Below are 12,095 nucleotides of genomic sequence, written 5' to 3'. Positions count from 1 at the left end.
GATTAGCTCTTTTAAAATAAAACTTGAATTAACGTTGACGTTTTGCTTTGTTCAGTTTTCAAAGTTCAATGTGTTAATCGCTTGTTTGAAGCGACTTTATTATCATATCACCAATAAGTTTCAATGTCAACAACTTTTTAAAATAAGTTTTTGTTGTTCACTGCCTCATATCGCGGCGACAAGTAATAATATATCATCATCTTGAGTCTCATGCAATAGTTTTTTTATTTTTTACGTAACATTAATAAAAAAACTAGAAAATAAGCTAAAATATTTAAACTCCTATTGAAACAATAAAATAAAGGTACGGAATTTGTTATAATTCCGCACCAAACTAATCTTGTTACTTTCCAAATAGGTATCTATAGCCTTTATCTATCTTCATAAAGCGAAAACTTACTTGTTAAATCTACAACACGTTTTCTTGCTTCTTCTAATTTTGCTTCATCTTCATGGTTTTTCAATGTGAATGCCATAATAGATGCGATCTCTTCCATTTCATTTGCCCCAAAGCCTCTTGATGTCACCGCAGCAGTTCCAATGCGGATACCACTCGTCACAAACGGACTTTCAGGATCAAATGGAATCGTATTTTTGTTAACAGTAATACCAATATCATCTAATACTTTTTCCGCTATTTTTCCCGTTAACCCTAGTGAACGCAAATCAATTAATAGTAAGTGGTTATCTGTACCACCTGATACAAGATCAATTCCCTCTTTTACAAGTCCTTCACCAAGGTGCTTGGCATTATTAATGATGTTTTGAGCATAATCTTTGAAAGAATCTTGAAGTGCTTCACCAAAAGCAACCGCTTTAGCAGCGATAACATGCATTAGTGGGCCACCTTGAATACCTGGGAAGATTGATTTATCAATCTTTTTCGCATATTCTTCTTTGCAAAGAATCATACCGCCACGAGGTCCGCGAAGTGTTTTATGTGTTGTTGTCGTAACAAAATCGGCATATGGAACAGGATTTTGATGAAGTCCCGCTGCAACAAGTCCAGCAATGTGTGCCATATCTACCATTAAGTACGCTCCTACTTCGTCTGCAATCTCGCGGAACTTAGCAAAGTCTATTCCTCTTGGGTAAGCACTTGCTCCTGCTACAATTAATTTTGGTTTGTTTTCAATCGCTTTTTGACGAACATCCTCGTAGTCAATTTGCTGATTATCATTATCCACACCGTACTCGACAAAGTTGTATTGAATTCCACTGAAGTTAACTGGACTTCCGTGTGTTAAATGTCCCCCATGGGATAAGTTCATCCCTAACACCGTGTCCCCTTGTTCTAAGATTGTAAAGTAGACTGCCATATTGGCTTGAGCTCCGGAGTGCGGCTGTACATTAACATGCTCTGCTCCAAATAGCTTTTTCGCACGATCACGGGCTAAATTTTCCGCAACATCCACATGTTCACACCCACCATAATATCGGCGTCCGGGGTAACCTTCTGCATATTTATTAGTGAGAACAGAACCTTGAGCTTCCATTACGGCTTCACTTACAAAGTTTTCTGAAGCAATCAGCTCAATTTTCGTCCTTTGTCGCTCTAATTCATCTTGAATCGCTGCATAAATTTCTGGATCTTGCTTGGCAATCTTACTCACTACAAATCCCCCTTTTATTATCAGGCCAACTTCACCATTGCCTATACTCTAAAAACAACTCTATTCTATCACGAATCTAGTTTACTATAAATAATATTTCATCTTTTGTATCCAACTACAATACCTCGAGGATTAAGGTCATAAGCTTTTCTACAAGATCCGTCCCTCACTAATAGAACGCGTTACAGGACTGGTCTTACTATGCAAATAAAAAAACTCTCACTATTGACTTGTTGTGAGAGTTTTCATTGGTTTATTTTATTCGTATACAGCACGGTTTCCACCGATTAGTTTTGGTCGGGTTGTCGCTAGTGTGACGTGCGCTTTTCCAAGGTTGTTTTGCGTGACTCTTACTGGAACAACTACATGCTTAAGATGCATTCCAATAAAAGTGTCACCGATATCGATTCCAGCATCTGCTTTAATATATTCTACTATTACCGGGTCCTCAAAAGAATGGTAGGCTTGTGTAGCCATTGCCCCTCCTGCTTTTCGTACAGGAACGACCGTCACTTCATCGAGGCCTTTTCTTTCGGCCACTTCTCTTTCTAAAACGATTGCCCGATTGATATGCTCACAGCTTTGAAATGCAAGGGACACCTGTTGTCGGTTGGCAAATTCCTTTAACTCTCGGAAAATCATTTCGGCTACTTCAATTGTTCCAGCTGTTCCAATCCGCTGTCCCATTACTTCTGAAGTGGAGCAACCGACAACAAAGATACTTCCTCTTTTCATAGAAACCTGCTGTTCAAAATCTGCTAGGATACTACGGAGCTGCTCTTTTACTTGTCCGATTTCCATCTTATCTCCTCCTCACTGGGGTTGCAGCCGCTTTGTTAGATAAGTGTGTAGGTTATCCCCATCATTAAGCAGACGGGGGCTGTCCCCTTATCTATTAAAAAATAAATGATTTACACTCACCGCATATCGGATTTCCTTGTTAGTTAGGACTGACACCGCGATGTAGTTTGCAGTGGCTAGATTAAAATGGTGAGTCTTTTTATTTGGTATCCGCTGCCTACTTTGCGGTGTCAGTCCCCTGCTTATGTAGCCACTTTGTTGATTGGGCTTGTAAATCATCCCTTTTAGCAACAGTGCAGGGGACAGACCCCTTTGCCTTTTGAATGAGGTTGTAGGTTAACTCAATCAGCCACTTCCGCTTTTCTTTTTACAGGGTTTTGTTTTCGTATTCGGAAATTTTCCCAACTCTATTAGCGTGTCTGCCAGCTTGGTATTCTGTTTGTAGCCATGTTTTTGCAATTTCTAGTGCCAATCCCGGTCCAATTACGCGTTCACCCATAGCTAATATGTTGCTGTCATTGTGTTCACGCGTAGCTTTTGCGCTAAAAACATCGTGGACAAGGGCACAACGAATGCCTTTTACTTTATTTGCAGAGATGCTCATGCCAATTCCTGTACCGCAAATTAAAATTCCTCGATCAAATTCTCCACTTGCCACTTTTTCTGCAACTGGTAAGGCATAATCAGGATAATCTACTGACGTTTCACAGTCACAGCCAAAGTCTTCATATTCAATTCCAAGTTTATCTAATAAACCTTTTATCTCTTCTCTAATGTTTAATCCACCGTGATCTGAAGCAATTGCTACTTTCATTTGTAGCCCTCCCCTTTTAAAGTTCTATAATATCTTTAATTTTCACATAAGCATTGATTTTTATAAAGTGAAACTTCCCCACGTATTAACTCTCTCGTTGCAGTTTTACTATCAACTGATCAATCAACTCTTCCAATTCTTTATATGTTCGACGATACACTTCGACATTTCCTCCAAATGGATCGACTACATCCTGATTTGCTGGATTTTCTAAAACAAACTCTTTCAACGTGAATAGCTTGTCGGCTATATGTGGGTATTGATTAACAATCGATGCCTTGTGGTTAGCTGTCATCGTAAAAATATACGTTGCCCAGTCTAAATCTTCTTTTGTCAGTGAGCTTGACTGATGCTCCTGTTTTATATTATTCTCCTTCAACACTTCTTCAACCTGTGGAGTAGCGGAATTCCCATCAAATGCAAAAACACCGGCGGACTTCACCTTAAAATGGTCTTTCCCTTTATATTTCAACACAGCTTCAGCCATTGGACTTCGGCAAGTATTCCCCGTACAGACAAATAAAATATTCATGGTATTAGACCCCTTTACTATGTTTTAATTTAGAATTTATATTTTCCTCTTTCTTCTATTATAAAACACATCCTCTACTATAAACGAATCTTTTATAATAGCGCAGCTACAGATGATAGATATTTAACAGAAAAAAGAGAAGACCATTTCCCATCAAACTGGTCTCCTCTTTTTGTTCACATTTACTATAAGTTCCAAACTAAGAAATTTTTGCTCCTTTACAGCTGTACCGCAACCGGGGACGGACCTCGGACTCCTCCTACATTGGCAGCAATAGTTTTATCCCAAAGGCAAACAGAATACTTCCTCCAAGGGCCTCGCTGTATGTACCGAGTACACCTTGAAATTTTTTCCCGATTAATAGCCCAGCCCACGTTAGGATCGTTGCAGCTATACCAAAGCAAAATACAGCTACAGCTGTTCTTGCCCCGAATATACCTAGTGATAGACCAACCGAAAAACTATCTAAGCTTACACTTAGTGCAAATAGTAATAACCCAACCCCCACCGGAGTAATGAGGGTTGATTCCTCGTCCTTAAAGCTGGATACAAACATTTGGACCCCTAGAACAATAAGTAAAATCCCTCCTGCATATGTTGCAAAGGAGCCGAATGTTTCGGATAAGAATTTTCCTGTGATCATACCTAATAGAGGCATCCATACATGAAAAATTCCGACCGTGATTCCTATGTAAAAAATTTGTTTCAGCCGAAGATTAAACATTCCCATTCCAATTCCTATTGAAAAGGCATCCATCCCTAAGGCAAATGCCATTAATATTAATGTGAAAAGCTCAGCTATTAATGTGTTCATTAGTCCTTCCCCCTTTGGACGTGCCTACAAAACAAACATATGCACGTCCAAGCGGATTTAGAATCATCATAATAAAAGCAGTGAGCTGTTCCTGGCACACTCACCACCTTTTATTCCTGGCACAAACAAAAAAGCCCACTCTCCGGGACACAAAAATTCCTTTTGAGTAAGCTTTTCTATCGTTACTTATTTATTTTCCACGTTAATAACCCGATGTCCCGCTGCTTTTTGAAGACGATTCATAATTGCGAGTCCTACACCTTCAAGTGGAAACATTTCGGAAAGGATAATATCAACATCACTTGAATTGAAGGCTCTTAAGGTATCATAGAGCATGTGCGCAACTGAAGATAAATTCTTTCTTTCTCCACATGCTAAAACGAGTGCTGCATCGTATAACTCCTTTCCTTCTGCCGTTGTTAGAACCCCTACCTTCAGCCCTTCTCTTTTCTTTTCATCGATAAGCTTTTGGATATCATGAGGTGTTCCTTCTACTAAATAAACCGGAGCATTTGGAGCGTAATGGGTATATTTCATTCCAGGGGATTTCGGTGCTCCTTCTCCTGTTTGCAGCGCAGCATCTACTTTCACATCTCCCACAACTTCCTCTAGCTGTTCTTTTGTCACACCACCTGGTCGTAAAATGACCGGAGTTTCTCCACTACAATCAACAACGGTCGATTCCACACCAACACCCGTTTCTCCTCCGTCCACAACACCCGCAATTCTACCTTCCAAATCATCGATTACATGCTGTGCTGTTGTTGGACTTGGTTTACCACTACGATTGGCACTTGGAGCAGCAATCGGCAATCCCGCTGCTGAAATAATTGCTAAAGCTACTGGGTGATCCGGCATTCTAACAGCCACCGTCTCTAGACCAGCTGTTACTTTCTCTGATAATACACCTTTTTTTCTTTTAAATATAATTGTCAACGGGCCAGGCCAGTAAGCTTCCATTAATAGCTCTGCATTTTTGGGTATTTCCTCAACAAGCTCTATTAATTGTTCTCTTTTTGCAATATGAACAATAAGTGGATTATCAGAGGGCCGTCCCTTTGCTTTAAATATCTTTTCCACCGCTTCATCGGAAGAAGCATTCGCACCTAAACCGTAAACTGTTTCAGTCGGAAATGCTACTACCTCATTTTGCTGAAGAAAAAAAGAAGAATCCACAATTTGTGGATAACTTTTATTTATATCCACATCACTTTCCACAATCCAATGTTTCATCATTAACGTTCATCCACCTTTATGTAAAACTAAATCTTCCTTTGTTAATATGTGTATAAATGTTGGTATAAGAAGCTTTTTTCGTTAGTACTCTTTTGAAAGTATAAAAGAATCAACTAGAATAAACAAGCATTATCCACATAAAGTGTATATCTTACCAATTTATGTGGATAACTTTGTGGATAGTGTGAATAATTCTGAAAAATCCTTCTCTTTTACGGGAAATGTTTATCCGATTGGGGATAATCATGTCCTTTTTTAAAAAATCAATTTCATAACAACGCATTCATCCACAGTGGATAACTTTTGTGCATGTGTAAATTCTGCTAATTCTTCGACATCATCTTCTTTCGCTTCTGCAAAACCTAACAAATGAAAGAAATCAATCGAGGCTTTCCGGTTAGAAATTAAAAATAGCTTTTCCAATCCTCTTTCTTTTGAAAGTTTGAGCACTTCTTGAAAAAGAGAAAACAAGTCATCCCCACCAAGTTCTTTTGTTATTACTAGCGAACGAAGTAAACCGGTACGATTTTGAATTTCCACTCCTAACGTTCCAATCAAGTTTTCCTCACCATCTTCAACAACAAGAAAGCTTTCAATTGCTTCCTCCACTCCTTCTGTACTCAAACCTGCCTTCTCTAACATTTCCACAATACTTCCAAAATCCTCTTTTACAGCTTGCCGAATCATTTTTAACATCCACTCTTCCTCCTTTTTCTATCGTATCTACTAGATACATATGAATTAAGAGAAAAAATAGACCAAAAAAAAGGATTCTTTTAAAACCATTGTTACTATTAAAAAAGGCCACCCCTTAAGGAGCAGCCTGTTGTTAATCAAATAATCCTTTTACAACATCAAATACAAAGAATCGAACCTCTACTTCTTCCTTTTCTTCCGTTTTTTCTTCCACATAGACAGGTTCTGACTTTTCAACAGTAGTCGTTTTATCCACATGTTTACTCTCTGTCACTTCTTTCTTTTCTACAGGGGAAACTTCTTCCTTATTTACTTCTCGTTGTTTTTTTTGCTGTTTTTGTTGTTGTGTTTCTTGTTGTTCTTCTACTTCTACTTCCGCCGGTACTACTTCCGCAACTGCGGCAATTTCTTTTTCCTCTTTTTCCTTTTCTACTAATTCCGCACTTTCTTCTTTACCACTCGCTTCTGCTTTTTCCTCAAACCCAGGACTCCTTACTGCATTTCCGTTAGAGAAATCTAGGAAACATAATGGAGGATATAACACACACCACCAGTTAGCCCCTTCTCCTTCTCCCAAAGTGATCAACACCGCTTCATACTCCCCGGCAGGATATAAAAATTGACCATATAGCTTAGTCGGAAATTGGACTGAACCGAAATCGATAGAAACCGTTTGATCCACCCCTTCTCTTTCTACTACATCAACGGCAATCTGCTGAAGTTCTGGTAAGCGCGACTTGATTATATTTCTAGCATCGTCTAATGATGTTAGATTTTCTACCCAGCTAGTAATTTCTTTATTTACTTCATCACGAACTAACCGCTTTACTTCCTGGTCCTTCTCCATATCGCTGTTTGCTAATATTCTTAACCGGATTGCTTCATCCGGAATTGTAATCGTTTCTTGTGCAGCTAGTTCTTGTTTCGGAATATATAAACTTAATATTGTTCCTATTGATAAAATAATAATATACATAGATACTAAATTTTTCATTTTCATTTCTCTCTCCACCTTCCCTTCAGTAACACATTGTGGACAAAAGGTGGAAATCTTAAACTAGTAATTTTGAAAAATTTCACTAGAAAAAAAGAATATGAGACAAAGCCTAGAGTATCCACTATTTAATAACGAAGCTATTTTCGTAAAGTTTTGTTGTTTGTGGGCAACGGCCCGTTCCTTTTTACTGCAATTGACTCTGCGTTTTGAATGTTGTTAAAAGCCAACATTTTTTAGAAAATAGCCAATAACAAAAACAGCCTTCTTCGTAGTTACTTAAAAGTTACTAGAAGAAAGCTGTTACTTATCCCTTATCCCTGTTCACAGAATACCATTCGATCTTTTCCATTGATATCAAAAACAACTTCCACGTTAGCATCGGGAAATGCTTCTTTTAATAGATTTTCGACCGTTCCCCCTTGCCCTACTCCTACTTCAAACCCTATTAAAAAGGAATCGTTCATAACCTTTGGTAGTTCTTCCATAAAACGCCGATACAAGTCATAACCATCTTCTCCCCCAAAAAGAGCAAGTTCTGGTTCATGGTCCTTCACAACATCCGCCAATGTCTCTTTATCACGCAAAGGAATATATGGTGGATTGGACAGGAGTACATCTACTTTTACTCCCTCCTGCATTAAAGGTTGTACAAGATCTCCTTGCAGAAAGTTGACTTCTGCTCCTAAACGGCGGCTATTTTCACGGGCCACGTCCAACGCTTTATCCGAAATATCAACGGCAATCATATTTAATCGGGCAGATGACTCTAACTTTAATGATATAGCAATCGCTCCACTTCCCGTTCCGATATCTACAGCTACAAGAGGCTCCCTATTTTGTTTTTTAGAGAGTTTTTCTACCGTGTAATAAACGAGCTCCTCTGTTTCGGGCCTCGGGATTAGTACATCACTGTTTACAAGAAAGGGCCTTCCGTAAAATTCTTCAAACCCTATTAAGTGCTGAATAGGAATTCCCTTAACGTGCTGTTCAATAGCCTGTTTAAACTCCAGCCATTCCGCTTCTGTTAAAACATGCTGCTGTTCTGCCAATAATTTAGCTCTGCTCATTTTTAATAAATGACGGAGATAAAGTTCCCCGACGTTCTCATCGCGATTATTATCCTTTAAAAAAGAAGAAGCCCATTTAAGGGCTTCGAATACAGTGTTAGCTAACATTACTGCTCTTCCATTCTTTCTAGCATTTTTGATTGATCCTCTACGATTAAAGCATCAATGATTTCATCCATTTTACCTTCTAAAATTTGATCTAATTTTTGAATCGTTAGACCAATACGGTGATCTGTTACACGGTTTTGCGGGAAGTTATACGTACGGATACGCTCTGAGCGGTCACCTGTTCCAACAGCTGATTTACGAGTTGCATCATATTCAGCCTGTGCTTCTCGTTGGAATTTATCATAGACACGGGCACGCAATACCTTCATTGCCTTTTCTTTATTCTTAATTTGTGATTTTTCATCCTGACAGGAAACAACTACACCTGTTGGAAGATGCGTTAAACGAACGGCAGACATCGTTGTATTAACACTTTGCCCTCCTGGTCCACTTGAAGCGAATGTATCAACACGGATATCTTTTTCATGAATATCTATTTCAACTTCTTCTGCTTCTGGTAAACACGCAACCGTCGCTGTCGATGTATGAATACGACCGCCCGATTCCGTTTCCGGTACACGTTGTACACGGTGTGCGCCATTTTCGTATTTCATTTTTGAGTAGGCACCGTTACCATTAATCATAAAAATAATCTCTTTATAGCCGCCGACACCTGTTGTTGAAGCTTCCATAACATCAATTTTCCAGCCTTGCATTTCAGCAAAACGGCTGTACATACGATATAAGTTAGCAGCAAATAATGCTGCTTCATCTCCACCTGCAGCACCGCGGACCTCCATGATTACGTTTTTATCATCATTAGGATCCTTTGGAATTAACAATACTTTCAAACGCTCTTCTAATCCTTCAATTTGCTCTTCTAGTTCACTTACTTCTTCCTTCACCATGTCGCGCATATCCGCATCAAGCTTTTCTTCTAACATCGCTTTCGCATCTTTATATTGCTGGCTAATATCTTTATATTCACGATATGCTTCTACCGTTTGTTGAATATCAGATTGCTCTTTTGAATATTCTCTTAGTTTTTTCGGGTCATTCACAATTTCCGGATCACTTAATAGTTCATTTAATTTATCATAACGATCTTCTACTGCTTGTAAACGATCAAACACAGCTATTCACCTCTATTTTGTCCCATTAACACCTTTTGTCAGTGCTTCATTTTTATTTGCCTTTTCGTAAAGATTGCCCACAGCCTGAATACACTTCACTTTCCGCGGGTGCCCAGTGAGCCTCCTCGCTACGCTGCGGGGTCTTAACGACGGTCACTGTTCCCGCAGAAGTCTACGTGTATTCAGGCTGTTTTGTGCTCCAAATTATTTTTCTTTTCAATAACAACCATTTTTTTATAGTCAACAGCCCATCACTGTTGACCCAATCCGTAATCCATAACAGTATAATTATATTATAAGGGCACTGGAAACACAAGAACGGTAGAAGGGAATCCCTTTTACCGTTCTTTAATTTGGACATTTAGTTTATAGCGTGGGAGGGCACGGGTTAGCTGTTTGTTTAGTTTTGCTTCTTCCTTGTTTCGTTGCTCTTCTGTCATCTTTTCTTTTGTATGAGCGGTCACCCACATTTGTTGACCATTTATCCATACTTCATCTGCTTCATAATCCGTATACTGTTCCAATACTTGCCTAGCCTTCTCAATATCTGTTCCCTTTGTAGGCTGCGAATCAGAAAGATCAATAAAATTTGGATTTTGATTTGTATTTTCGCGAACATCTCTTTCACCGTCATTTTTGACAGGTTGTAACCCAGATTGGTCCTCATCACCCATTCCATATTGTGAATCCTGATCCGTTCCACAGGCAGTAGCAATTGATAACACCAAAACAAATAACAACAATAGTAATGACTTTTTCATGAAAGACACCTCCTGATTCTAGGGTGTCCCATGGAGCGGTCTTTATTCTTAGTTTGGTGTACCTGGTACAAATGCGACGTTTTGTGCCAGATACACCAAGCAAAACAGCTATCCCCGGAAGCGACATTAACCCCTAAAACAACTGGAACTAAAGCCACTAAAAAACGTAAAACCACTAAAAAAGCAGTTTTACGTTTTGTAACTCTCATATAAAATTACGATTCTTCTACAACCATATCAGCTGATACGCTGACACCTTTAGGTACCTCATGATGATGGCGACATCTCGGCTCATACGCTTCTGATGCCCCTACTAAAATAATTGGATCATCGTAGCAAGCTGGTTGTTCGTTTATAAGACGTTGTGTCCGACTAGCAGGAGAACCGCAAACCGCACATACTGCCTGAAGTTTCGTTACTTGCTCAGCAATGGACATCAAGTTCGGCATCGGTCCAAATGGCTCTCCGCGGAAGTCTTGGTCAAGACCTGCGACAATAACTCTGTAACCACTGTTTGCTAATTTCTGCACAACTTCTACTATTCCCTCATCAAAAAACTGGACTTCGTCAATTGCTACCAAATCAACTTCTAACTGAAGATCACGCATAATTTCAGCTGAATCCTCGACTGGTTTCGCTACAACTGCTGTTCCATTATGAGAGACAACCGATTCATCACTATAACGATTATCAAGTTTTGGTTTATATACCGCAATATCTTGTTTGGCAAATTGAGCTCGTCTCACTCTGCGAATCAATTCTTCTGACTTTCCAGAGAACATACTGCCGCAAATGACTTCAACCCAACCAGAATGTTTCATGACATACACGAAAGCGCCTCTCCTTCCACACCCATTGTCCTATAGTTTCTTCTATCTATGTTTAAAGCATACCTTAACTTATGTAAAGATGCCTAAAGTTCATTATTTTCCATTATAATTTCATGATTTCAGAAAAAAAGAGGCATCGTCTCCAAAACAGAAAAGCAGAAGCGGCTTGGCTTATGACTCGAGCCACCGGAGCTAGACATTAGGAACTGCCTCTATCACTAGGTTTTACGTCATAAAAAAACAGGCAAGCACCTATCCTTGCCTGTTTTTTCACTAAAGAAAGAATAAACAGGAACTTACTCTATGCACACAGCATCGGAGTGCGTTCCTGTACTTCTGTAACTTTATTTTTGTTTTTCTTTAATACCGTATTTTTTGTTGAAACGGTCAACACGTCCACCAGCATCAGCAAATTTCTGACGTCCAGTATAGAATGGATGGCAATTAGAGCATACCTCTACACGGATATCACCTGATACAGATCCGCTTTCAAATTCATTACCACATGCACAAGTAACTGTTACTGTTTTGTAGTTTGGATGAATTCCTGATTTCATTACTTTCATCTCCTTCCGCCCTGAATCATCTGAAACAGAGTAATTTATTCGAGATAAATATGCGATATGAGCATAAGCATAAAGGAATAGCCAGCCCCTTACCGCATCCATTTTCTAAAAACACACTGACATTATTATAACAAGGAAAAGTGTCGAATGCAACCTACTTTTGTTGTAATTCAACTTCTAAATCCTA

13 protein-coding genes are annotated in these 12,095 nt (G+C 39.1%); all 13 read right to left on the bottom strand.

The features are described from left to right. Positions 1-371: 371 nt before the first annotated feature. The gene (glyA, locus tag ACFSUL_RS08595) at positions 372-1,613 is read right to left on the bottom strand and encodes a serine hydroxymethyltransferase (protein ID WP_377934538.1); all 1,242 of its coding nucleotides are present in this window, start codon (positions 1,611-1,613) and stop codon (positions 372-374) included. 258 nt (positions 1,614-1,871) lie between these two features. Further along, complete coding sequence (locus ACFSUL_RS08590) at positions 1,872-2,414, bottom strand: TIGR01440 family protein (protein ID WP_377934536.1); 543 nt, start codon at positions 2,412-2,414, stop codon at positions 1,872-1,874. A 367-nt stretch (positions 2,415-2,781) separates the two neighbouring features. Continuing rightward, entirely contained in the window at positions 2,782-3,228 is a 447-nt protein-coding gene (rpiB, locus tag ACFSUL_RS08585; protein WP_377934534.1) for a ribose 5-phosphate isomerase B, read from the bottom strand. An 85-nt stretch (positions 3,229-3,313) separates the two neighbouring features. Beyond that, a complete protein-coding gene (locus ACFSUL_RS08580) occupies positions 3,314-3,760 on the bottom strand; it encodes a low molecular weight protein arginine phosphatase (RefSeq protein WP_377934532.1) in 447 nt (148 codons plus the stop codon). A 259-nt stretch (positions 3,761-4,019) separates the two neighbouring features. Then, positions 4,020-4,574 (bottom strand): manganese efflux pump MntP, encoded by a 555-nt coding sequence (locus ACFSUL_RS08575; RefSeq protein ID WP_071410510.1) that lies wholly within the window; start codon positions 4,572-4,574, stop codon positions 4,020-4,022. A 186-nt stretch (positions 4,575-4,760) separates the two neighbouring features. After that, positions 4,761-5,810 carry an L-threonylcarbamoyladenylate synthase gene (locus ACFSUL_RS08570; RefSeq protein WP_377934530.1) on the bottom strand — a complete coding sequence of 350 codons (1,050 nt, stop codon included), beginning with the start codon at positions 5,808-5,810 and terminating at the stop codon, positions 4,761-4,763. Positions 5,811-6,065: 255 nt separating this feature from the next. Further along, positions 6,066-6,506, bottom strand: a complete 441-nt coding sequence (locus tag ACFSUL_RS08565; protein ID WP_377934528.1) for a GNAT family N-acetyltransferase — start codon at positions 6,504-6,506, stop codon at positions 6,066-6,068. A gap of 133 nt (positions 6,507-6,639) precedes the next feature. Then, positions 6,640-7,506: a stage II sporulation protein R gene (gene spoIIR, locus ACFSUL_RS08560; protein ID WP_377934526.1), complete on the bottom strand. Its 867-nt coding sequence runs from the start codon at positions 7,504-7,506 to the stop codon at positions 6,640-6,642. 308 nt (positions 7,507-7,814) lie between these two features. Next, the gene (gene prmC / locus ACFSUL_RS08555) at positions 7,815-8,678 is read right to left on the bottom strand and encodes a peptide chain release factor N(5)-glutamine methyltransferase (RefSeq protein WP_377934523.1); all 864 of its coding nucleotides are present in this window, start codon (positions 8,676-8,678) and stop codon (positions 7,815-7,817) included. After that, on the bottom strand, positions 8,678-9,751 hold the full coding sequence (prfA, locus tag ACFSUL_RS08550; protein WP_377934521.1) for a peptide chain release factor 1: 1,074 nt from the start codon (positions 9,749-9,751) through the stop codon (positions 8,678-8,680). Before prfA ends, prmC begins: the two co-directional genes overlap by 1 nt. Before the next feature lie 338 nt (positions 9,752-10,089). Further along, on the bottom strand, positions 10,090-10,512 hold the full coding sequence (locus ACFSUL_RS08545; RefSeq protein WP_377934519.1) for a hypothetical protein: 423 nt from the start codon (positions 10,510-10,512) through the stop codon (positions 10,090-10,092). A 215-nt stretch (positions 10,513-10,727) separates the two neighbouring features. Next, positions 10,728-11,342 (bottom strand): thymidine kinase, encoded by a 615-nt coding sequence (locus ACFSUL_RS08540; protein WP_377934517.1) that lies wholly within the window; start codon positions 11,340-11,342, stop codon positions 10,728-10,730. A gap of 344 nt (positions 11,343-11,686) precedes the next feature. Next, positions 11,687-11,899 carry a 50S ribosomal protein L31 gene (gene rpmE / locus ACFSUL_RS08535; protein WP_071410503.1) on the bottom strand — a complete coding sequence of 71 codons (213 nt, stop codon included), beginning with the start codon at positions 11,897-11,899 and terminating at the stop codon, positions 11,687-11,689. Positions 11,900-12,095 lie beyond the last annotated feature (196 nt).

It is taken from the genome of Bacillus seohaeanensis, assembly GCF_042684945.1.
In the GTDB taxonomy this organism is placed as follows: Bacteria; Bacillota; Bacilli; order Bacillales; family Bacillaceae_B; genus Rossellomorea; species Rossellomorea seohaeanensis.
The sequence above is the reverse complement of the archived record's forward strand: the minus strand, read 5'-3'. Positions and strand labels throughout refer to the sequence as shown.